The organism is Leptospira brenneri (assembly GCF_002812125.1).
In the GTDB taxonomy this organism is placed as follows: domain Bacteria; phylum Spirochaetota; class Leptospiria; order Leptospirales; family Leptospiraceae; genus Leptospira_A; species Leptospira_A brenneri.
On record NZ_NPDQ01000003.1, the window covers coordinates 458462 to 482236 of the forward strand.

General features: G+C 39.3%; 15 protein-coding genes. 2 read left to right on the forward strand and 13 right to left on the reverse strand.

The window, feature by feature from the left end:
• Window positions 1-2: 2 nt before the first annotated feature.
• The 10 genes from CH361_RS08800 to CH361_RS08845 all read right to left on the reverse strand — a co-directional run bounded on the left by CH361_RS08800 (window position 3) and on the right by CH361_RS08845 (window position 19138).
• The gene (locus CH361_RS08800) at window positions 3-2264 is read right to left on the reverse strand and encodes a sulfatase family protein (protein WP_100790531.1); all 2262 of its coding nucleotides are present in this window, start codon (window positions 2262-2264) and stop codon (window positions 3-5) included.
• 41 nt (window positions 2265-2305) lie between these two features.
• Entirely contained in the window at window positions 2306-7903 is a 5598-nt protein-coding gene (locus tag CH361_RS08805; protein WP_100790433.1) for an alpha-2-macroglobulin family protein, read from the reverse strand.
• A 203-nt stretch (window positions 7904-8106) separates the two neighbouring features.
• Window positions 8107-8787 (reverse strand): response regulator, encoded by a 681-nt coding sequence (locus CH361_RS08810; RefSeq protein ID WP_208861411.1) that lies wholly within the window; start codon window positions 8785-8787, stop codon window positions 8107-8109.
• A gap of 11 nt (window positions 8788-8798) precedes the next feature.
• Window positions 8799-11378: a sensor histidine kinase gene (locus tag CH361_RS08815; RefSeq protein WP_100790435.1), complete on the reverse strand. Its 2580-nt coding sequence runs from the start codon at window positions 11376-11378 to the stop codon at window positions 8799-8801.
• Window positions 11371-11949, reverse strand: a complete 579-nt coding sequence (locus CH361_RS08820; protein ID WP_100790436.1) for a potassium-transporting ATPase subunit C — start codon at window positions 11947-11949, stop codon at window positions 11371-11373. Before CH361_RS08820 ends, CH361_RS08815 begins: the two co-directional genes overlap by 8 nt.
• Window positions 11946-13997 carry a potassium-transporting ATPase subunit KdpB gene (gene kdpB, locus CH361_RS08825; RefSeq protein ID WP_100790532.1) on the reverse strand — a complete coding sequence of 684 codons (2052 nt, stop codon included), beginning with the start codon at window positions 13995-13997 and terminating at the stop codon, window positions 11946-11948. The genes CH361_RS08820 and kdpB overlap by 4 nt, the downstream gene beginning before the upstream one ends.
• A gap of 12 nt (window positions 13998-14009) precedes the next feature.
• Window positions 14010-15647 (reverse strand): potassium-transporting ATPase subunit KdpA, encoded by a 1638-nt coding sequence (gene kdpA / locus CH361_RS08830; RefSeq protein ID WP_100790437.1) that lies wholly within the window; start codon window positions 15645-15647, stop codon window positions 14010-14012.
• 78 nt (window positions 15648-15725) lie between these two features.
• The gene (locus CH361_RS08835) at window positions 15726-16523 is read right to left on the reverse strand and encodes a hypothetical protein (protein ID WP_100790438.1); all 798 of its coding nucleotides are present in this window, start codon (window positions 16521-16523) and stop codon (window positions 15726-15728) included.
• 3 nt (window positions 16524-16526) lie between these two features.
• Entirely contained in the window at window positions 16527-17675 is a 1149-nt protein-coding gene (locus tag CH361_RS08840) for an LIC10775 family protein (RefSeq protein ID WP_100790439.1), read from the reverse strand.
• Window positions 17676-17677: 2 nt separating this feature from the next.
• Window positions 17678-19138, reverse strand: a complete 1461-nt coding sequence (locus CH361_RS08845; protein ID WP_100790440.1) for a hypothetical protein — start codon at window positions 19136-19138, stop codon at window positions 17678-17680.
• A 92-nt stretch (window positions 19139-19230) separates the two neighbouring features.
• Between CH361_RS08845 and CH361_RS08850 the strand changes: the two genes are divergently transcribed.
• Window positions 19231-19500, forward strand: a complete 270-nt coding sequence (locus CH361_RS08850; RefSeq protein ID WP_100790441.1) for a hypothetical protein — start codon at window positions 19231-19233, stop codon at window positions 19498-19500.
• 27 nt (window positions 19501-19527) lie between these two features.
• Here the strand turns inward: CH361_RS08850 and CH361_RS08855 are convergent, their stop codons facing one another.
• From CH361_RS08855 to guaB, 3 genes are read right to left on the reverse strand one after another with little or no spacing between them, the layout of a single operon-like run.
• Complete coding sequence (locus CH361_RS08855; protein ID WP_100790533.1) at window positions 19528-20208, reverse strand: 16S rRNA (uracil(1498)-N(3))-methyltransferase; 681 nt, start codon at window positions 20206-20208, stop codon at window positions 19528-19530.
• A gap of 4 nt (window positions 20209-20212) precedes the next feature.
• The gene (locus CH361_RS08860; protein ID WP_100790442.1) at window positions 20213-20986 is read right to left on the reverse strand and encodes an outer membrane lipoprotein-sorting protein; all 774 of its coding nucleotides are present in this window, start codon (window positions 20984-20986) and stop codon (window positions 20213-20215) included.
• 9 nt (window positions 20987-20995) lie between these two features.
• Window positions 20996-22522: an IMP dehydrogenase gene (gene guaB, locus CH361_RS08865; RefSeq protein WP_100790443.1), complete on the reverse strand. Its 1527-nt coding sequence runs from the start codon at window positions 22520-22522 to the stop codon at window positions 20996-20998.
• 97 nt (window positions 22523-22619) lie between these two features.
• Between guaB and CH361_RS08870 the strand changes: the two genes are divergently transcribed.
• A complete protein-coding gene (locus CH361_RS08870) occupies window positions 22620-23774 on the forward strand; it encodes a DUF1577 domain-containing protein (protein ID WP_100790444.1) in 1155 nt (384 codons plus the stop codon).
• The last annotated feature ends 1 nt before the right edge of the window (window position 23775 follow it).

The following is a 23775-nucleotide window of genomic DNA, read 5'->3' on the forward strand; positions in this document are numbered from 1 at the left end:
TCTTATTCGTTTTCATTTATTTCGGTTAAAGAACTTGGTATTAAATACTCTCCTGCGAGAGTCGCCTCTTCCCATTGAATCACCGTTTTATACAGCGCATCTTTCATTTTAGCAGCCATAGGGTGATTGGGATAGAGATTCTTCTGATTCAGAGGATCTTTTTTTCGATCATACAATTCAAAAAGGACACCTTGTCGTGTCGGGATATATATTAATTTGAAATCGGAATTTTGAACCGATCTATGTTTTGAAAATGCAATGGTTTCTCTGTAAATTGGATCGGTGATCATAATCTGGTAATCTTCTTCCGGGATCACTTGGTGGAGAGAAAGGATATTCGGATAAGGAATTCTTTGTTTTTGGAAAAAATGATCTCCTGCATCAGAAAACCAAATTCCGGTTTCTGCATAAACCAAACGATCTTCCGTCCAATTGGTATTTCCAAGTATGGGTAATAAAGATTGTCCAGGGTAGTTTTGTTTGGTTGAGATTCCAAAAAATTCCATCAAGGTTGGATATATATCCACACTGGAAGTAATTCCAAAAAATTCATGATTTGGTTTTTTAAGACTCGCAGAGTTTGGAAACTTGATCATCAAAGGAACACGAGTGACAGCTTCTCCACGGAGGTGTTCCCCATGACCTTGGCCATGGACATCTTCATACAATGCTTCCCCATGGTCAGCAGTTAGAATGATGATGGCTTCGTCATAAATTCCTTTTTCTTTTAAATCAGAAATGATATCCCCAAACTCGGCATCGAAAGCATAAACGGCACTATCAAATAATCCTCTAATTTGTTTTGTTTCCTCTTCGTTGGGAACCGTGGAATTTGTGGGATCAACAAATTTTAAATATTTATACTTACCATAATAATTAGGATTTGTAAAAGTTTTATAATAAGGATAGGCAGGTGTGTAAGGGAAATGAATGACACTAGAAAAATATGTTACCGAAAATGCATCATCACCTTCCCTTTTCAAAATCGAACGGAAACGATCTATAATTCGACGTCCATCACCCCAAGTGGAAAGTCCGTCCATTTCCTCCAAATACATCCCACCGGAAAACCAAGAACCAGTAAGAAAAGGTAGAAGAAATAGTTGTGATTCCGCAGTCCTCTGAACCGTCATGATACGTGCATTAAAATTCGGAGCAAGTACCTCATCAAAACCAAAATTAGCACGGGGGAAAATATCAGCAGCAAAACTACCAATGGCATAACTTCGATATCCGATTTCTTTTAATCTTTGTTGGATTGTCAGAAAAGCAGAAGATCCGATTCTTTGTTTTTCTTCAGGAGAAGGAAACATATCGCGAACCTTATGGCTCATCGCATATTTCCCAGTTAATAAATCAGCCCAACTAGGGAAAGTTCGGGGAATGGTTGTATGATGGTCATGGAACACATAACTATCTTTTGCAAACAAATCAATGTTAGGAGTAATACTTTGCCCATTTAATTTATGCGCAATTTTATCATAACGAAGAGAATCAGCAGCGATGATGAAAACAGGAGGTTTTCCTTTTTCTTTGGAATGAGTGAGTGCCTCAATCTGATTCCAAAGCCCAGGAACCAAATAAATAAAAAACAAAAGGAATACAATCAAACCATAGGACTTCACATGAATTCTTTGGTAATGTTTCCCTTGCCAAAAAAGAATGGCAAAATACAAAATCCCAATCATGTACTGACCTGATGTATGGATAAGTCCAAGCACAAGGACATGAACCAAACTAAAAAAACTTTCTTTGTTTTTATGAAAGTAGATTTGTCTAAAAAGGATCAAAACAAATCCAAAAATAAGAAATCCCAATACAAAACTAAAATAACCAGGACTTGTATGATCCGTTAAAAAATAAAGAAAAGGAGCAAAAGACGGATACCGAAAGAAAAAGAACTCACCATAAATTTGTGGAAAACTTACCATCGAATGACAAAGAGCCAAAGATTCGATTAAGATTACCCAAGCAGATAACTCATACCAAGGAACGTCAGAACGTTTTAAAAAATGATAGGTTAAATGAATCAGAGAAAAAAGACTTAGGTGCAAAAAGAGAAAAACAGAAAAAACTTTTACCGTTGTAGAGAGGTAAACTCCAAAAAAAGCACCTAAGTACTGTTTCAGGAAGTCACCTACATCGACTCCCATGATGGTAAAACTTGTATTAAAGATTAAAAAAAATAGATAAAAAAAAACGGTAAACCAAAGGGTAATTTTGAGGATTCGGATCGGGAATAGAGGGGCTTGGTTCGGACCCATTAGAGTCATAATTCCAGGCCCACTTTATCCGTAAACTTTTCCTAGTCCTTATTTTCCGAAATCCTCACAGTTTCATTCGGCCATTCCGCATGGGTTTCGGGAGAATACATAGCCTCGACCCGAGTGGCCGGCAATTGAAACGTTCCCGTATGGTTCAATCGGAAGCTATGTTCCAAGGTATGGGTACCTTTCGGCAGGTATTCAAAATACGCTCTGTACTGAGACAAAGTTTTTTCTTCAAAACTTAAATAATAGGAAAAGTCTCCCGTATTTGATCCTTGCGAAATGATAGATTCACGCCCAAATCCCCGACCCAAAGGTAAGGATCCCGGCGGAATCGGATCTTCCACAACCACCCAAGTTTTATCGGAATCTGCTTGGATTTCTATCGTCACTCGGATCGTATCTCCCTTCGATAGGACTCCTGGTTTTGCTACTTGGACAGGTTCCCAAGTTCGTTTCAACCTGTACCCACTCGAGATGGGAGCCTTTAGAGGAAGGATAGACTTCACTGACCATTCCACCCAAGGTTTCCCCTTCCCATCATAACTGACGGATACTGATTCCGGTGTTGTGCCAATGGTTTGTGAAACCGTCTGTTTTCCGTTAGGTTCAAGACTTAAACTTTCTTTTAAGGATTGGATTTTTAATTTTCCGCCGGAAACTTTTTCCGATTCCAAAAGTTTACTCACTCGATCAAAAACTAAAATGGAATATGCGTTTCCAAGTGTGGTATCGTAACTTCCTTTTTTTTGCATCTTCACAAAGGCTTTGATAAGACGAGGCATATCTTTTTTATAACTTGGTTCGGAAAAAGCCCAAAGCAGAAGTTTTGCCATTGTATAGTCTCGACTTCCCAAAATCCACCATGGGTTGGTAAACCCAGAATCTGCTATTATAAGTTCTGATCCCTGAATGTTCAAACGGGAACGTAAAACACTTGTCAAACGAGACTTTACAGAACTATCTCCACCATTCACTCGACCCAAAATTTCGGAAAGATCAATGAGTGAAGCTGTAGGTAAAAACTCAATTCCTTCAAATACGGGACGCACTTGTTCCCATTCATAAGTTTGGTATCTTGTTAATGCTTCCCAAACAATGATTTTTCGGACCACAGAATCTGCACCAAACTTGTATCTTTCTCCCTTAACCCGTCCTTCTAAATAGCCTTGTAAACCAAGGATCATTTTACCCAAGGCCTCTTCTGGAATATTTTTGTTTGTTAGTTGTGCTGAAGTGAGGATATAAGCAGTCAAAATTTCACTGCCATGTTCCATACGGGCAAAGTATTTCACAAGCCCGTCATAATCCAAAAAGGAATTTAAGTCCGCGAAGACTTCGTTCCATATAGGTTCTGATTTTAAGCCAATTGCTTTGGAAACCCGCTGTTCCATACATTGGTAAGGATAATTTTGGAAATAGGTTTGAATTCCTGAAAGGCTAGTGAGAATTGTAGGAGAAGCCTTCCATACCATTTTACCAGAGTTTGGTTGTGATCCTTCGGGAACCCTCACCGTTTCCTGAATCGGAGATTCATACAAAAATAGTCCTGCTTGGTAAACTCTTTCTGTATCTACCGGCAAAACTGTTTGATCCACAGTTAACCTATCAAGGACAACTCCAGTCGGTGAAGAAACTTCTAAACTAAACTTTCGTTTGGTGGTATCCGGAACAATTAAATCCCAAAACACAACCTTAGTTTCTCCGGGAGCGAGGATCGCTGATTTCGTTTCTAAATCTTCTTTTGTTTCTGTGCCATTTTTTAAATCCGTAACAGATAACCTTAAACGAAGTTGTTCTTTTGATTCGCCTGCACTGCGAAGGGTTACTTCATGACGAAGAGAATCTCCTAACCGAACCACAGGTGGAATCCCCGAGAAGGATTGGATTTTTTGTGTGGTTTGGATTTTGCTCATCCCAGTGCCAAATTCCTTTGCACCAGAAGTGGCAACGGCTACGATTCGAAAACTGGTCAAAGAATCATTGAGAGGAAAACTAAACTTTAGTTTTCCATCTTTTCCCACAATGGCCTTCCCCTTCCAATAAACTAAGGTATCAAAAAGAGAACGAGTGGATTGTTTTCCACCTCCCCCTCCCTCTGGTTTTGCTTTCAGACCAAAATGTCTTTTTCCGATGATTTGCGACTGAGCGGTGGAAGTCCCCACAGAATGAGGTCTTGTTCCCATCATGGTATCCAGAAGATTCCAAGTAGGATTTGGAGAAAGTTCAAGGAGAGCTTCATCCACAACAGCCAGAGTGACTTCCGTAGATTCAGAGGGAACCTTACCATCTGCCGTTTTGATTTCTAACTCTACATTCGCTGTTTCTCTCACTTGGTATAACTTTTTATCTGGGCTGACAGAAACGGACAAAGTGTATGGTTTGGATCCTACTTTTAACATCGTAAGACCAAGTCGGTATCCCGGTTTTGCTAAGTCCACAAGTCCTGTTGGTTTAGGATCTCCCACTCGGCCTCGAACAAGCAGAACGGAGACAAATACATTGGGTGCATATTCCTTTTTAATCGGAATGGAAATCAGAGGATCTTTTCCGGATACCTGCGTGACAAAATAATCTAACACACCTTCTCGTTCTAAACTTACGAGAGCTGTGGCTTCCCGAAAAGGAGAACGAATTTGAACCTTAATGGTTTCTCCAACATCAATAGAACGTTTTTCAGGTAAGATGTCCATACGATTGTGGTCACTAACATCAAACCAGGCTTCTTGTTTGGAGCTGACCCAAACACTGTATCCGGAACTGGTCGGATTTCCTTTTTGGTCTTTGGTTTCTGCGAGAAATACAATGTCACCGACAGATGGTGATTTTCCTTCACAAATGAGAATTCCTTTCGAATCGGTTTTGCCTTCACAAAACTCTCCGAGCTTTGTCACCTCTTCATAATGTTCATAAGCATAAAAACCACCCACAAGTCGTTTGCGATTAGAATAAAATTCTCTTTTATAGGCAGTGACTTTGATTTTTTGTGAACTGATCGCTTTGTCTTTTGTATCAAGAGCAACTAATTGAAGTTTTACGTTATCTTCCGTAAACATCCATCCATCCGGTAAAATTCCCAAATGTACTTCGGACGGAGAAACAGGAAAACTTCTGGACACAGTTTGGATTTCTCCTGAAGGATCCGCATATTCCATTTCCACTTGGAAACTTCCATACCCTGGAACTGGCTTCAGTCCGCCAAAGGTATATTGTAAAAAGCCTTTTTCGTCGGTTTTTAAAGAAGTCGATAAAACTTCTGGTTTTGTTTCCTCGACCTCTTCTTCTTCATACCCACTGGTTTTCCATTTTCCTTCCTTTAAAGATTCCGGTGAAAAAGAAAATGCAGAATATTCTTCTTTTGGAGAATATTGACTGGGTACAACTTGAGAACGAATTTTAACAGGGAAATTTCCGGCCCCTCCACCAGAAAGGTATTCCAAACCGAATAAAACTTTGGACTCTTTGGGAGAAACTAACTCTTGTTTATCTCCAGAAAGCTGAATGTTTCCTTTGACTACGGGAAGTCGAAATTCTTCCACTCTGAACTGAGCGACATTTTCCCCATAACTTGTATCCTCATTGGAGTAAGGATAATAAACGATATAAACACCATGTTTTGCGTTCTTTGGAATTTTAAATTCAGATTCTGCATGGCCAGGAAAAGACCAAACGAGGGGTAAAGGATAGGACTCACCTGAACCTTCATGTTTTACGATGACTTGTGTTGGGTATTCTTTGGGATCTGCTGCGATGAGTCCCTTATTTCCAAAGCCACGCCGAACGTGTTTTAGGTGAACCGTTTCTCCTTTTTTAAACAAGGTCCTGTCGAGCACAATGGATTTAATTTCCTTAGAGTGGCCAGTTGTCGCATTGGGGAGTTGGTAACGCCAACTTTCAATGCCTTTATCCCAAGTACTGGAGGTGAAACTGATATCGTCATTTTTTTGAACAAAAACAGTAAGGCCAGAACCTAACTCATGATAACCGCAATAAGGTACATCCTGGAAATTCAAATTTCCAAACAACATACTTCCATCTTTTCCGGTGATCCCGGCTCCGCGTAAGTTCCCTTTGCAGTCCAAAATTTTGATTTGAACTCCTGGCTCTGGGAGACCTTGGTCGAGGTTTGTCACCCAAACTAAACTTGTATCCTTTCCCCATTTAAAATGAGCAGAAAGATTTGTCACCAGAGCCGCACTCGAGACATACATCTTCCCTTTTTTTTCGAGAAGACTATTACCAAGAATATCACTGGCAAGTTCTACCACATAAAACCCAGGAGTTTCCAAAGGAATCCCGACCACTTCCATTGGTTTTTTCCCATTGGGTTTCGGCAGTGAAAAAGAAGAAATTCCAGCATTAGCCGGAGAATTTTGAAATACAGATTGTTCTCTTTCGCGAGAAGCAAGTATTTGAAACCATTTTTGGATTTCTAAAATATCCATTGTTTTTTGGCTTTTACCACTTGTGCCAAGGGAAACAGATTTTAAAGGAAGGTTTGCTTCTAAATTTCTAAGAGTTACAGGTAACGCAGGTTTGGCTTTTGATTCCAAAATTCCAAATTTTGCACTAAACTTTGCGAGCGGCGGAAATTCATCTGTTTTGAATTTTAAAGGAAAGGAAGCCTGGTTCGACAAACTTCTGTTTGTATCATCTACGAGTTCAGGGATTCGGATTTCGAATTCACCATTTTCAGGGAATGGGCCAGGGAAACTAACCCATTCATAAAATTCAGTTCCTTTTTCCGTAAAGGGGGAGATAGGATATTCCTTTCCTTCTTTGGAAACTAGTTTAATTTTCTTTAATAAAGAAAGTGGAACCGCTGAACTAAACGAAAGAGAAACAGGAAGGATAGGAATACAATCTGCTTTTGCATTCACTCTCTCACAACTAAACCGAGCTGAAAATACAGGCCTTACTGTAAAAGGAATGACTTCATCTTCTCGGATCTCACCACCCCAAACAGATTTGGTTCCTTTCCCAAGCACTAGTTGGATTTGTCTTTCGGGAAGGAAGGTTTGTTTTGATTTCAAAAGAATGGTTTCTTCTGAATCTCTACTTTCTGTTGCTCTAAGGATTGATTTTCTCTCCGACCCAGTAACGAGAACAATCGGAATCCTATTTCCTAATTCTTCCGAACGAAAGTACACGTATTTTTGGAAAGAAGCTAAATCTGGTTTTGCATCTAAATGTAAAATGAAAATTTGATCTTCGGTAATCAAAGAACCGTTGTAAGGTGAGGAATACTCAACAGAAGGCCCACCAGTATGAAAAGAAAATAAACTTTCTCCTTGTACCGTTTCCCCACTCAAAGTTTTAGTTCCGGATTTCAATTGGAAGGAACACTCAACACCACCAGGCACTTCCTTTTCAAATTCATAAACCCAAGTTGTAGAATCAAGAAACCGGCTAGTTCCGGTGAGTGGGCATTGGATTTGGAAAATATCTACTTTGGGGCGGATGTCACCGAGGGCCACCATGGGTTTCGTAAAACGAACGGTCACTTGTTTGGGCTGTTTGACAAATCCATTCGGAGTAAAAAATTCAATACTGGCTGGTTGGCTTTGTGTGAAATCAGAACGAACCAAAAATAAGGAAAGGAGAAGGAGGACAGGATACCGGAACCGGACGAACATGGAGAGAATTTAGGAAGAGGAATTAGTTTGGAAAGAAAAAAAAGAAAATCAGGGATATTGACCCCTCCCTGCGGGTATCATAAGGAGAAACATCTATGAACAGTATTTAGACCGAAGTGAGGGGAAAAAGGTTCCTTTTTTCTAAGACTTTTAGGCTAGAACTACAAATTCTTCTAATAAAATTTCTGTATTGATGGAAAGAATCAATGGCTTACCCAACGGTAACCAATTCCAGGTTCGGTCACAAGCCAACGCGGATCACTCGGAGAATCTTCTATTTTTTTTCGTAATTGTGTGATATGGACCCTAAGAGAGTTCATCTCATTTAACGCCTGTTCTCCCCATATTTTTTTAATCAAAACTTCATGAGTGATCACCTTACCTGAATTTTTAATGAGAAAGGTAAGGATTTGAAATTCTGTAGGTGTTAGTCGGATTTGAGTCTGATTTTTAATGACTCGGTAATTTAGAAAATCGACGACGAGACCTCCACTATCCCAATTGGCCGGAGTTTCTTCTACAGGAAGACGACGAAGGGCTGTTCGAATCCTTGCGAGTAATTCTCCCATACTAAAGGGTTTTGTGATATAATCATCCGCACCGGCATCTAGAAGAGCAACTTTATCTTCCTCTGCATTCATCACAGATAAAACAAGAAATGGAATCTCTGAAAATGCTCTTACCTCTTTAATGACATCCAATCCACTCCCGTCGGGAAGTTGCAAATCTAACAAAACTAATTTTGGAGAGTTTAGAGCAATCGATTCAATGGCATCCTTTTTCGATACAGCTTCTATGGTGGTATAACCTTTGGCCTCAAGCGCAATGCGCAACATCTTTCGAATGGCGCCATCATCATCAACTAAAAGAATTAGATCCTTCACAATCTATATTATCATGGCACAGAAATGGGTACGTCAATGAGAAAGCGAGCTCCACCGTCTTTTCGGTTCATTGCCTCAATGGTTCCACCATGTAACTCTACAATGGATTTAGAAATAGCAAGACCAAGGCCAGTTCCAATTTTACCAGAAGATTCTCCCCGATAAAACTTTTGGAAAATATACGAGGAATCTGCAGGAAGACCTTTTCCATTGTCTTCCACAATCCACTGAAGATGATTTTCCCTTTTTTGTAAGGAAACCCAAATTGTTGAGCCACTTGGGGTATACAAACAAGCGTTATAAAGCAAATTAAAAATAGCATGAGAAAAAAGAACCCGATCAAGTTCAATGGGAGTATCCAAATCATTGATAAGAATTTTTATCAAATGATTGGCTTTATTTTTCCCTAAGAAAGATACTGAATCATGGATGATCTCAGAAGGATGAACTTTTTCTTTTTTTAAAGTCAAATAGCCAGATTCAATTCTACTAATATCAAGAAGGTTTCCCAAAAGCAGATTTAAAACGAGGGAACTCTCTTGGATCTCTTCAATCAAATTCTTTCTGGCAGTAGGATCGGAATCAATTTCAGGATCTAACAAAGCCGAAGCAGACCCTTGAATCGAAGTTAGCGGAGTTTTTAACTCGTGAGAGAGAGAATTAAAAACTAAATTGTATAATTTTTCAGATTCCTTCAGTAAAAAATTTTTTCTAGAATCTTCAGAAAGAGTATCTCTATCAAGTGCTAAGGCAACTTGATTGGCAACCGTGTTTAAAAGAACTTCTTGCTCCAAACTAGGTTCTTCTAAAGAAGTCACACGAATCACACCAGTAATTCCTCCAGGAGAGACCAAGGGATAAAAAGTGATGTTGGATAAAGATAAGGTTTCTGTGTATTTACCGGCTGGTTTTCCGTTTTTAATGGTCCAGGTCGCCACTCCCAAATCTTTCTGATCCTCTATGGCTGGAACAAATTCTCCATTTTGATAAAAATGAAGTTTTACTGGGAACGGGAATATTTTTTTAAAAAAATTATCTCCGATTTTGATGATTTCCGGGGCAGAAGATGTTTTCGATAAATCATGAGTGAGTTCATATAAAATAGATAACTTCTCTTCTCTGGATCTAAGTTTTGTTTCGTTTTTTTTAAGTTTTGCAGTCAAACCTCCATTAATGAGAGCAATGAGCATAAAGATGACAAACATAAGAGCATCTTCTAATTTCGAAATGTAAAATGTATAAAGTGGAGGGATAAATAAGTAATTCCAAAAGGAAGCGGAAAGAATTGCAGCAAGTAACACAGGACCGCGACTAAAAAACATTCCAAGAACAGCCACATAAAACAAATACAGAATGGATATGGCCCAGTATCCTATATATGCATTTAAAACTTGGTTACACAAAGTCACAAATAAAGTTAACGCAAATACAGATAGATATTGTCTGATTCCAGACGAAGGAATTAGTTTTTTATAAAAATCGAACTGAAAGGAACGATCATCTTGAAAAGGAACCACTATGATTTCTACATCTCGGAGGGATTTAATGATCTTTGTTGTGATATTTGTATGAAAGGGATCTAGGAATCTATTTTTTCTTGAGCCCCCAATCACCAAACGATGGATACGTTTTTCATGAACGGCAGAAACGATCCCCACTACGGGATCAGATTCAAAAGAGTGAACAACTTCTGCACCTAATTCTTTGGCAAACCGAATATGTGATCGGATGGAATGAAAGGACTCAGGATTTTTATTTTCTTCATTTTCTGAAAAGAACACATACAATTCAGAATTTCTTTCCAAAGCCAATCTTTTTGCATTCCGAAGAAGTGTTTTAGAGTTAGGGTTTGCTGAGATCGCAACCATAATCCTTTCCCTTCCTTGTGGCATTTTCTTCTCTACATATTTTGCCGTATAAGACAGAGATAATTCACGAAGGTATGTTAAATTTTCTTTTCGAAAAAAGTTTTCCTTTGCTGAAACTACTTTTTCTGGGATATAAACTTTCCCATCCGACAATCTCTTTAATAATTCATCTGGAATGATATCAATTAACACAAGTTCATCGGCTCTTTCAAGAATGCTATCAGGAATGGTTTCTTTTACAGGGCTTTGAATGATTTTTTCGATAGAATCCACCTGACTCTCAAGATGTTGTACATTCACGGTAGATAACACATGAACTCCCGCATCGAGTAAGCTAAAAATATCCTGATATCTTTTTTTATTCACAGAGCCAGGAATATTGGTATGAGCAAGCTCATCAACCAGTACGTAACTAGGTCTCTCTTTTAAGATTGTCTCTAAGTCCATTTCTTCCCATACTTTGTCACGGTACTCAATTTTTTTTAGAGGAATCCAATCCAGACCTTCGATCAATGCCTTTGTATCCGACCTACCATGACTTTCCACGATACCAATCCGAACATCTTCCCCTTCTTCTTTCAAATGGTGGGCTTCGGTTAACATAGCATAGGTTTTTCCAACACCAGGAGACATCCCGAAGTATACCTTCAGGATACCTTTTTTCTTGGGTTCTTCTTGGTTAGCAAGAGATAGAAAATCTTCGGGACGTTTTCCTTCATTCATGGATCAATTGTTTCCATTCTAAATTTAATTTTGTTACGTTCACTCGTTCCCGACCGATAAACCCAAACAATGGATATTCCGTATATTTAAGAACTAATTTATTTAAAGTTTCTATAGGTATTTTGGTTTGTCTGCTAATCCATTTTGTTTGTTCATAAGCGCAACGAGTCGAAATATGTGGATCCAGTCCAGAAGCGGAAGCATACATGAGTTCCGAACATTCTTCTGTATTCATTCCTAAGTCGTTTAATTCTTTTTTTCTTTCTTCTACCTTCGTCTTTAAATCCAAACTAGTGGGACTCAAATTAGAGGCCCCACTCGGTAAGGTGTTAAAACTAGCGGCACTGGGACGATACCGAAACAAAATCGGTGAATGCAGTGACTGCGAAAATAGTTCAGAACCAACCACTTTTCCATTCAGCAACAACAAACTCCCTTCCACTTGCGATGGAAAGATGGTCCGAGAGATACCAGTGACAGCAAGTGGATACAAAAAACCAAACGCAAGTAAGGATAGAAAAAAGAACCTGATCGCAATTTCCAACTGATTGGATGTTTCCTTTGATTTCATAAATAACCTCCAGATAAAATTAAATCAATGAGTTTGATTCCAAAAAAAGGAAAGATCATCCCTCCCCCTCCATAAATGACAAAATTGCGAAGTAAAGCCGCATCTGGTGATTTAGGTATATACTTCACACCACGTAAGGAAAGTGGTATGAGTAGTGGAATCACAAGAGCATTGAAGATCACAGCCGACAAAATGGCATGATCTGGACTTGACAATTGCATAATGTTTAACGGTGCTAATGGTAAAAATAACGCAGGTAAGATGGCAAAGTATTTTGCAATATCATTGGCAATACTAAAAGTAGTGAGTGCCCCCCTTGTCATAAGAAGCTGTTTTCCAATTTCGACAATTTCAATCAGTTTACTTGGGTTACTATCTAAATCAATCATGTTGCCTGCTTCTCTTGCTGTTTGAGTTCCCGTATTCATGGCAACTCCCACATCGGACTGAGCCAGAGCCGGTGCATCGTTGGTTCCATCTCCAATCATAGCCACCAAATACCCGTTAGCTTGCTCATCCCGAATTCGTTTTAACTTTGCTTCTGGTGTGGCTTCGGCAATAAAATCATCAACACCAGCTTCCGCCGCAATCGCAGCAGCTGTCAGTGGGTTGTCCCCCGTAATCATTACAGTTCGAATTCCCATCCTACGCAACGTCGCAAAACGTTCTTTCAGTCCTCCCTTAACAATATCCTTTAGTTCGATGATCCCGAGTAGCTGATTTCCTTCGGAAACCAAAATCGGAGTACTTCCCTTTTTTGCAATTTCCTCTGATACCATTTGCATCCCCCCAGAGACAGTTCCTCCTTGGGATTCTAAATGTTTTCGAATGGAATCAAAAGCGCCCTTTCTTATATTACGAATCAGTTTTCCATTTTCCGAAATTTCAACACCACTCATTCGAGTGGAAGCGGAAAAAGGAATCCAATTTACATCTAAGGATTTTAAGTTTCTTTCTCTAATCGCATACTTCTGTTTGGCGAGAACAACGATGGATCTTCCTTCGGGAGTTTCATCCGATAATGAAGAAAGTTGCGCAGCATCTGCGAGCTGTTCTTCGGTAATACCTTGAGAAGGATAAAAACGATGGGCCTCTCTGTTTCCGAGAGTGATTGTCCCCGTTTTATCCAGTAACAAAACATGAATGTCACCTGCGGCCTCTACTGCCTTTCCACTTTTGGCAATGACATTACAGCGAATGAGTCTCTCCATTCCTGAAATCCCAATCGCACTCAAAAGTGCGGCAATGGTTGTAGGAATCAAACAAACAAATAGTGCCAACCAAATCGAAAAAGAAAAATCCCAATTTTCACCGAGTTGTTTTCCAACAAAACTTGAAATCGGAACAAGTGACAAAACACCTAAAAAGAAAAGAATCGTGAGTGCAAAAAGTACGATCCCTAAAGCAATTTCATTCGGAGTTTTTTGTCTTGTTGCTCCTTCAATCATAGCAATCATTTTATCAATAAAACTTTCTCCGGGTTTAGAAGTGATTCGAATGTATAAATGATCAGAAATGACTTTCGTCCCTCCTGTGACCGCTGACCTGTCTCCTCCACTTTCCCTAATGACAGGGGCCGACTCTCCCGTCACTGCCGATTCATCTACACTAGCAATTCCTAAAACAACTTCCCCATCGCCAGGTATCGAATCTCCTGCATTCACAAGAACAATGTCATTGATTTTCAAATCCGTTGAAGGAACTTCTATATAACTTTGACTTCCTATCGATTCCACTTTTTTGGATATGGTGGACGATCTAGTTTTTCGTAAACTATCAGCCCTGGCCTTACCCCGCCCTTCGGCCACACTCTCTGCAAAATTTGCAAAAAACAAAGTGAGAACTAACCAAAAAAATATAGGCAGTTCCCTCTGAAGCGAAGTCCCAAGAAATGCATAGTAAAGAATTTGAACAAAAAGTATCAAAGTTCCTATCCAAACAGTAGCCATCACTGGATTTGAAAATGCATTTTTCGGAGAAAACTTTTGTAAAGCATTCCAGAAAGAAATACGAAGCAGTTCTTTCGATATTAGATTTTGAGTATTCATCATCAATTCCTCTTAAAAAAATATACCTTTTTCGACTAATAGATGTTCTAGTATTGGTCCGAGAGCCAAAACCGGGAAAAAAGAAAGTCCACAGACAATGAGTATGACACTAAATGTCAAAACGCCGAATAACACAGTATCTAACCTAAAGTTTCCTTCCGAAGATAAAGTGGTGACCTTTCCTCCCAAACTACCTGTAACCACAACCACAGCATAAATCACACTAAACCTACCGATTAACATAGAGAATCCGATAGATAAATTTCCCCATAAATTGTCAGCACCAAACCCAGCAAAGGCAGAACCATTATTTCCTGCAGCAGAACTATATGTGTAAAGGATTTGGGATAAAGCATGTGGACCTTTTGCCGAATAACCGGATTCCAAAAAGATGGTGATCATGGTTCCGATCAAAATACAAGCAGTAGGTGCAAGGATTCCAAACAAAGTCCATTTGATTTCATAACTACCAATCTTTTTGCCAAAGTATTCAGGGGTTCGACCAGTCATGAGTCCTGACAAAAATACAGTAAGGATCAGAAATAAAACCATTCCATACATTCCTGTTCCCACACCTCCAAAGATGATCTCACCTAACATCATTTGGAAAATGGCAATCCCTCCAGCCAGTGGTGAATAACTATCATGCATGGAATTGACAGATCCGTTGGAAGCGGCCGTTGTGGAGGACATCCAAAGAGTGGATTCTGTCAGAGTAAACCTAAACTCTTTACCTTCCCAAAACCCAGGATGGTTCCATTCCGAATAAAAAATACCGACAAAACCTAAGATAAAAAAAGCCAACATCACAAAGAACACAACCCAAGCATGTCGAAATGAGTTTGTGATTTTTCCATATAAAAATACACAGGAAGCTGGCAAAAAGAGAATCGAAAACATTTGAATGAAGTTCGATAGAGGTGTTGGATTTTCAAATGGATGTGCGCTATTCACACCAAAAAATCCCCCCCCATTGGTTCCAATTTGTTTGATAGCAATTTGCGAAGCCACGGGCCCCAAGGGAATGGTTTGGTTTTGCCCATCTAACCCAACTACTTTTAACGGATCTTGAAAGGATTGTATGACCCCTTGGCTCACAAGTAAAATCCCGATGATAAAAGACAGAGGAAGTAGGATGTAAAAGGTAGAACGAAATAGGTCCTGCCAAAAGTTCCCAAACTTAGTTTCCTTAGAAGAAACAATAGACCGACTGACAAACGCTAGGACAGAAATCCCAACACCGGCACTGAGGAAGTTTTGCGGAACGAGTCCCACCATTTGAGAAAAATTGCTTAGTTGGCTTTCTCCAGAATAAGCCTGCCAATTGGTATTTGTAATAAAGGAGATGGTTGTATTCAGGGCAAGATCCCAGTTCATACCAAGAAGTGCGAATGGATTCAAGGGCAGTAAATTCTGATACCTTAAGATTAAAAACAAAATCCCTCCTCCCAAGGTATGGAAGACAATCATACTTTTTAAATATTGTTTCGGCGTTTGCGAGGGAGGATCACCAGAAAAGAGAAACCGCTGAAAAATAGATTCGACTGGTAAACGTTTGGCGTTTAAAACAATCGCCATGTAGTATCCGACAAAGGGAGAGAGAAGAACCAGTAACCCAACAAAGAAAGGGAAATAAAGTAACTCATTCATAAGTAAATTCTCTCACAATTGTTTCCAATTGCAAAGAGCTGTTTACTTAAGATGGTAGAGTCTGGTATTAAGAAAAGATTAAGATGTTTTTTCCTTCCAAAATGGAAAATAAACCACTACTGCCCAAACCAAAACAAGAAATAGAAAAAACAGAAGGGAAAAAATGCACTTAGTAAACATCTCTGTTTCCATTGGCCCTCGCCAAACAAGGTAAACGGAGTCCTTGGCCAAAGGAAGATCTTCCAGATCCCAAATGGGTTCTCGTAAAACAACCCCACCCGAAAATAAACTAGAGAGATGGCATTTGATATCTTCTTTTGAATAACAAATAGCATATAACGGAGGTTTGATTTCTTTACCGGAGACCGAACGAACCAGTTTGTATTGGAACCGAATCACAGGTCCATAAACAGAACCTCCAGACCTTCTTCGCACCAAAAGAGGAGAACGAAATTCTCCTGCTGTTGATTCATCCAAATAAAAATCACGTAAGAATAAATAACGGTAGTTTAGATACTGAGACGTTTCTTCCGGTAATACTTCTGTCTTTGCCGTGATACCCAATCCATATCCAATGGAATCACCTAAAAACAAAACAGAGTTTACCCCTGCAAGTAAGGATAAAAAAACAGCCAGTAGGATCTTAAAACCTGTTTTTTTAGAAACTAAAATCCCCAAAAACAAAACGGGTAAAAATAAAATGAGGATGGCCCATACAGAAATGGAAAGTGGGAAAAATGCACCAAAAGGAAGTAGAAAAAAACCAAATCCAAAAATAAAAGAAAGCCCTATCCAGAAAATAAAAATGGAAGGAAATGGTTCTTCGTTTGGTTCGCGTTTTTTTCTGTTTTGATTTTCAACGAAACCAACAAACATCCGTTACTCCTTTACCTCAAATGAACTTCGAATGGTTTGCCAATAGTTCTCTGCCGTTTCCTTTTCTCTTTTAGGATAAGATAAGGAAAGAAAATAACCTCTAGGCGCTTTATAAAGATAATATTCTTTCATTTCCATTGCAACAGAATTTCCAATTTCATCTACCTCCGTCCATTCACTCAAGTATTCCGATTTGGTTTCGGTTCTTTTAAACCCTAATTTGCGAATGAGGGCAGGAGTAAGAGAACGCATGGAATCCCAAAAACGAAAGTAGTTTTTTGTATCTCGAAGGGGCCTTGTTTTATCAAAACTAGACCCAATAGACAAAATGATTTTAGGAAGTTTTTTTTTCTTTTTCCCTGATACCTGGAGAGTAAAAGCTTCATCCCATTCGGTTTGTCCTTCCGGTAAATAATTGGAAAGAAATTGTACAAATCGTACCATTCGATAAATAGAATCTCTGTTTTCACCATAAACTCCAAGGCGATTTCCAAAAAGACCCTCATAACGAAGTTCTGAAGAAAATCGAATTCGATACCGAAACGATTCCGATTCTAAAACCAATTGGTCTTTGGGTTTTTCAGAGGTCACATAACATCCATAAGGGTCACTTACCAAATCCAAAGGAATGGTTTGGTCTGACCACTCATTGGCCGCACGATTTGTGATTTCATTAGAACGCACAAGCCAATTAGGAAAAAAACCTGGTTCCTTTTCCCTTTGTAACCTGTAACAGAGATGGATTCCTTTTCCAAGAAACACTACATCCTTTTCTTTACGAACCTCATAGAGGGCTTCTAGTTCCTTTGCTGCAATGTCTGCTTCTGTGATGATTGGAAATTCTTTTATATATTCATCATCAATCAGAAACCGCATTTTGCCTGCGGGTGTGACTAGAAAGTTGCGACCATGAGAATCTTTTTTTTTGACTGTGGATTGTTTGTTTCTTTTTTCAGATAAAAAACGGTGAAAACTACGGCTTTCTTCCTCTTCCGCATCAGGGATCCAAGGTTTCTGTAAAAGAGGATCAACAATGATCTTAGAGTTTGGTTCCGAACCAAGAGAGAAATAAGGAACCATAAGAAAAAAAGTTAGAACCCCTAACTTAAAACTAAAGTTAAAAAATAGAAGAGAGTATTTCTCCCCTATCATGTTTATACCTGAAATTTAGATTGGATAAAATTGAGAGCCATAGTAAAGATTTTAGAGAAGTCTCTTTTATGGTTTTCGTCCGCCACTCGCGACAATATTCCTTTTAAAAGAGTTTGTACTTGGGTATAATTCGGAACTTCGTAAAATGCTTTTTGGATATGTGGCCATGCCATCTTCACCATTTGCATAAACTCAGGATTTCCTTTTTTAAATTCCTGAATCATACGATCTAACGTAAGTTTTACGATCTGAAAGTTTTTTAGTTTTTTAGTAATCCCAACTAAAACTTCACGACTCAAATCAGACTTAGAACTCATCATTTGGAAAAGAGAATTCCAATCCACGGCTTCATTTTTTTGTTCTTTGAGAACTTGAGTGCGTAAAGACACAACAGCCTTTTCAAACTCAGAAAGCCCACGTAACCAGTTTTGGTATCCAACCTGGTCCGACTTAGTTTGGTATCCTGTAATGGTTTGTACGAGATCCATAAACTCTTTGACATTAAAAGATTCTAATCTTGCTAAATTAGGATCGGTAGGTGTCGCAATTTCTGGTTCTTCAAAATCAACATCTATATCCTGTGAAAAATCATCTGAGTCAACCGTGTTGGATCCAGAACTTTGGTTGGATGTCGAATCAGAATCATCAAATTCCAAATCTTCAATTTCGTATTCGTCGGAACTTGATTGGTTACTAGTTTGGGCAGTTTCTACGGCGGGATTGTCTTTCGGGTCAGGACCAATTTTTACTTCTAATAATTCTCCTGTGAGGATATCTCCAAAGGTCTCCACAATTTCCAAAAGAATGGATTTGTCCTTTTCGGGAATGAGAGATTGTTTTTTGGCAACCGGTATGGGAGGAGCATTCGCAGTGGCCAAAGCATCGGTAAGAGAGAGTGGTTCTTTTTCTGATTCCGCACTGGAAGGCATAGCAAGAGCGGCTTTTGCCGATTCTGCCATAAGCCCTTTGGGTTCGATGATTTCCCCTGTCAGCGGATTTTCAAGAACAGTCAGAATTCCTTTTTGGGCAAAAACAAAATCTTTTGGATGCGTGACTTGGAGTCGTTCGACGATTTCTTCTGCAATGGATGCAAAACTCGGTGCCGGAGCATTTTCGAGTTTTTCCAACTCCTGGGTTTTTAACTTTTCTTGGACTTTGTTTAGAACTTCGATAAAATTAGAATTTAAATAAGCAGATACTTCATTTTGAGGTACACCTAACATCGTTGCAAATTGTGGGAGGTGTTCAAAGAATTGGTCGGTTTTTTTGATATTTCCCGTCATGTAGGATTTGATCTGCTTGGCGACCTCTTCCACTTTTGCCGGATCCATTTTCCTTGCTTTGAGTAGTTTTTTGAAAATATCGATATGGGCGTGGAAATAGGATAAAAACTCCCCGTAAGCGGTGAATTCAAACTCTCCGTGCGCTTTTTTTTCTAAAACCTTTTTAGGACCGTCTGACATATAGAATCTCATCCAATGCATAGGAAAAGTCACAAGGGTCAAGATTTTTACGAACCGATTGACGAAATGCAGGGAGAACGGAGTTTAGGAATATGAATCGTTTTTTTGTTTTGGTAGTGTTATGTTTTGTCATGATCTTCTCTACATCTTGTCAAAAGAGAGAAGACAAAACGATAGAAAGGAACTTAATGACCTTTATTTTAACTTGTACGGGAGGAAGCCTGGAAGCTTGTAATGCTGGTTGTGCAGGAAAATACCCGGACGTGACTGGTGACAACTACCCGGCTGCTTCTGCTTGCTTTACTGCTTGTTCTACCAACTGTAACTTATCCACCACTCTACTTTTACTTACCAATAAGTAGTAAAAAAAGGGTTTTTAGTCTAAACCTTTACGTTCCATAGACAAGGAAACTGGCGGCTACAATGCCTGCCGTTTCCGTCCGGAGTACCCCACCAGGTAGGGTAAGCTTAGGAATACCATTGGCTTCCATCCACTTTTCCTCATCCGCATGAAATCCACCCTCAGGTCCAATGACGGGAATTTTTCCCGTAAGTAGATTCGTAACAAACCTTTGGGTTCCGTGCGGATGAAAGACCACCAAACTTTCTTTATGTGAATTCATCCATTCCCCTGCAGGTTCAATAGAAAGATTAAGGAGTTCCGTTTGTTTGGACTGAGAGGCTGCTTCCTTAACAATCTTTTCTGCTCTCTCTAAATTGAATTCCTTACGAATGGAATGTCGAAAAACAAGAAAAACAACCGAATCAAGGCCAATCTCCGTTACCTTTTGTAAAAAGAAATCAAATCGGTTTCCTTTCGGAAGGGCGATCGCAACCGTTTTCTTTTCTGTTTTCCTGGCGAGATGAGTTTCTTTTAAAAATTTTAATTCTTTGGAATGAGGTGAAAACTGATAGTCATAAAGGCCACCGACTCCATCGCGAATTTGGATGGTAGTTTCTTCTTTACTCAACCGCAAAGCTCGCAAATGCGCGAGCTCTTCAGGAGAAAGTAAAATGTTAGGTTTTACAGAAAACCCGGTGCGAAAAAGAATAAGACCAGGTTCTAACAAGGGTTTATCGGCTAAGGTTGTCGACGGCAAATAATGAATTATCTGGATTTACAGATTTGTCCACTTCTTGGATTTCCCAAACAGTGATACTACCTGTATTCAAATCCAACATTTCCAAACGAGATGCTTTTTGAATTTCTTCTACTTTTCCAGAAGTTTCTTTTACCTTCACTGGTCCGTATTTTAAGTTCAAAGTTTTAAATAAAATTCCATCGCGGTCATGAAAGTCAACGCGGTATGGTTTTAGATCTTTTTTACCCACAAGGAGAACTAACTTTTTATAAAAATAAGGTAAAATCGGTTTTAAAGAAATTCGGTAATATACTTCTCCACCAATTTCCAAATCCCCATTCACAAGAGGGTTGTAATTGGCCTGATACGAATAACCAGAAAGATCTACATAAAAAAAACCAGTCCCCATAAGGGCCTCATATTTTTCATCATCTGTTTTACGAAAAAGTTTGGCACTTAAGACATTGAAGAAAAAAACATTCTCCCCTTCATCCTTAGTTAAGAGTTTGGATTCAAGGCCCCGCCCCTTTCGATCAAATAGGAGGAGTGCATCTTCTCCATTAAAAAACCGATTGATCTTCCAAGTTTCCGACGTTCCATTCCTACGAATCAGGACGTAAGTCCCTTTGACAAGGCCTTTCCCAAAATCCATCTCTCGGTCAAGCCTTGCCAAAAGTTCCTGTGCCGATAAACTGGCATCAGGTGGCGCTTGTGCCTCTAACGAAGCAATTCCAATCAAAAATATAAGTAACCAATGTTTTCGCATGTAAAATTTTTATTCTGCTCTCATGGAAGGTTTTGTATAAGAATACAATCCATGTACGCTTCCTTGTGCTTGTGCTGATTCTGTTCTTCTTTCAAAACGAAGTTTGCCCTCTCGCAAAGCTTTGTGAAGGTCTGGGATATTTCGAAATCCCATATCTTGAAAACTTTGTCTGAGTCCTTGAACAAGGTAAGGAATGAGGTTAAGAACGGATCCTTTGTCCACAACGTATCCAGAAACACCTTGTGCGACTTTGATCTTTTGAGACTCAGAGAAGTATCTTTTGTCTCCACCTTTACTCATTGCTTCTAAACTTGCCATTCCCCGGTATTTCTTTAGACGAATTCCATTTTCATAAAAATACTCACCCGGTGCTTCTTTTGTTCCTGCAAACATAGAACCCATCATACACATGGAGGCACCAATCGCTAACGCATTGGCAATGTCGCCGATATTGGAAATTCCACCGTCAGCAATCACAGGTACACCGTGGCTCTGCGCATACTCAGCCGTTTTGAATACAGCAGTGGCCTGGGCACGACCCACAGCCATCGTATCTTGAGTGATACAAATGGATCCGGGTCCCATACCAATCCGAAGTCCATCAGCCCCGGCAGCAATTAGGTTTGCCGCTTGTGCTTTGGTGACAACGTTTCCACCAATCACATCAATATTTGGAAAATTAGATTTAATCCAATGAATCATTTCCATTTGGTAACTGGAGTTTCCTTGTGCGGAATCAATGATAATTGCATCCACACCCACTCCAGCCAGAGCCGCCATCCGATCGCGTGACTCCGGTAAGGTGGAAAGTGCCGCCCCTACTCTTAGTCTTTTTTGATCATCTTTGGAAGATTGAGGAAATTCTTTATTTTTTTTAAGGTCACTACGACAAATAAGAGCAACCAACTTCCCTTGTTTGTCGACGATAGGGAGTTTTCCTTTTTTACTTGTCCGAAGGATATTATTGGCCTCTTGTAAACTAATTCCAACACTTGCGGTGATGAGTTCTGTTGTCATCACTTTCCCAAGTTTGATGCCTCGATCTCTTTCAAAATCCACATCTCGATTAGTGACAATACCAACTAACTTTGTACTAGCGGTTCCATCTTCTGTGACTGGGATTCCACTGAATCCATACTTTTCTTTGACTGCATCTAAATCAGCCAGTGTATGTTCAGGTGAGAGTAAAATTGGATCTTTGATAAATCCATTTTCATATCGTTTTACTTTTCGAACAAGATCCACTTGTTCATCGATGCTATTGTTATAATGGATGATTCCAATTCCACCCATTAGCGCTTGTGCAATCGCCATTTCCGACTCAGTGACTGTGTCCATAGGGGAACTCATGAGTGGTCTTTTCAGTGAAATATTTTTGGAAAGTTTGGTTTCGAGTTCCACATCGCTGGGATTGAAGTCTATATAACCGGGGAGTACCAAAAAGTCCCGATACGTGAGTCCCATGTTGACCGAGAAGAGCTCTTGTCCGCTGACTCCGTCGAGAAGCTCAGATCCAGGTTGGGGTTGATTTGACATAATTATCCTTCCTTTTTCTACTTTAGGCAAGAAAACTCTCCGTGCAAGAGAATTTCAGGAGAAAATTGTCCGATAATAGTGAGTAACACGACCTTTTATGGATACACTAGAAAGAAGTAAGCGATCATTGGATGTTTTTTCCGACACGGAAAAAAAACTCCATGTTTTGACGAAATTTTTATTAAACCAAGAATTGAATTTAAAGGACAATATTCATTCTGGAGAGAGTTGTTTTTTAAAAAAAGTTTCACAAGACGGGAACAAAATACTAGTCAGCGTACGTCCAACCATGTCTCTCTCTGTGGGTCAAAAAATCACTCTTTATAAAATCCTGGGAAGATACCTCCACTTAGAGTGCACCGTCGAACAAGAAAAGGCGGAGTCTCAATACGTTCTCCATTTAGACAAAATTGCCATTGCTAAAAAGGACAGGGAAAGTTCACGAATTCCTGTCCCTCCTGGTTCAGCCTGGATTACCAATGTAGTTTCCAGCAAAGCGAAAATCGAAACAGATATGTTCCATGTCCCTACAGCGGTAAAAGTAAACTTCCAGGACTATGAAACAAAACTAAAAAACACTGTGGATTTTATCAAAATTTCCACATTTAATTCGAGTGATGACAACGAAATCATCCGCCAAATCAAAAAAACGAAAAAAGGACTCCTTCTGGAAGACGCTGCAGATAGGAAGTGTTACGAAGAATCACCGAACGAAGATTTTTTAGTTTTTGCCGATGAAATTGATTTGGACATAGGCAAAGAAATCAATAACAGAAGAAACCAAAAGATTAAATCCGAACTCATCCTTCCCATCCTTTATTTAACCGATGAAGAAGAGTCCATCCCCATTGGTTACATCCAAATGCAAAGTAAAACAGAAACCTTTGATTTACTGAAAGCAATGGAGATGAAAACGATTTGTTTCGAAATGGTAGATAGAATCCGTCATTCCAATATGATCAAATCCGATGGAAAATTTCCAGTGATTGATATTTCCGAAGGTGGATTAAAAGTCATTGTGGATCATCCTGATCTCATGCAAAGTTTACCCAAACTTTCGGGATTTCAGTTTGATATATTTTTTAAAATGCAATCTCCCCTCACAGCCTTTGGAATGATCAAAACCATTACAAAAAATGAGGAAGGCCATTTGACAGTGGGACTTGCGATTGCTGGTCACTCTTCCAGGTCTGGTGAGAAAAAAAGATTTTTAGAAAACGTAGAGTTCTTTCGTAAACAAATTCAAAAATAGA

Coding starts and splice junctions, on each gene's coding strand:
- CH361_RS08805 (WP_100790433.1), bottom strand. CDS start 7,903: ATGTTCGTCCGGTTCCGGTATCCTGTCCTCCTTCTCCTTTCCTTATTT.
- CH361_RS08845 (WP_100790440.1), bottom strand. CDS start 19,138: ATGTCAGACGGTCCTAAAAAGGTTTTAGAAAAAAAAGCGCACGGAGAG.
- kdpB (WP_100790532.1), bottom strand. CDS start 13,997: ATGAATACTCAAAATCTAATATCGAAAGAACTGCTTCGTATTTCTTTC.
- CH361_RS08870 (WP_100790444.1), top strand. CDS start 22,620: ATGGATACACTAGAAAGAAGTAAGCGATCATTGGATGTTTTTTCCGAC.
- kdpA (WP_100790437.1), bottom strand. CDS start 15,647: ATGAATGAGTTACTTTATTTCCCTTTCTTTGTTGGGTTACTGGTTCTT.
- CH361_RS08840 (WP_100790439.1), bottom strand. CDS start 17,675: ATGATAGGGGAGAAATACTCTCTTCTATTTTTTAACTTTAGTTTTAAG.
- CH361_RS08860 (WP_100790442.1), bottom strand. CDS start 20,986: ATGCGAAAACATTGGTTACTTATATTTTTGATTGGAATTGCTTCGTTA.
- CH361_RS08820 (WP_100790436.1), bottom strand. CDS start 11,949: ATGAAATCAAAGGAAACATCCAATCAGTTGGAAATTGCGATCAGGTTC.
- CH361_RS08850 (WP_100790441.1), top strand. CDS start 19,231: ATGAATCGTTTTTTTGTTTTGGTAGTGTTATGTTTTGTCATGATCTTC.
- guaB (WP_100790443.1), bottom strand. CDS start 22,522: ATGTCAAATCAACCCCAACCTGGATCTGAGCTTCTCGACGGAGTCAGC.
- CH361_RS08815 (WP_100790435.1), bottom strand. CDS start 11,378: ATGAATGAAGGAAAACGTCCCGAAGATTTTCTATCTCTTGCTAACCAA.
- CH361_RS08800 (WP_100790531.1), bottom strand. CDS start 2,264: ATGGGTCCGAACCAAGCCCCTCTATTCCCGATCCGAATCCTCAAAATT.
- CH361_RS08835 (WP_100790438.1), bottom strand. CDS start 16,523: ATGTTTGTTGGTTTCGTTGAAAATCAAAACAGAAAAAAACGCGAACCA.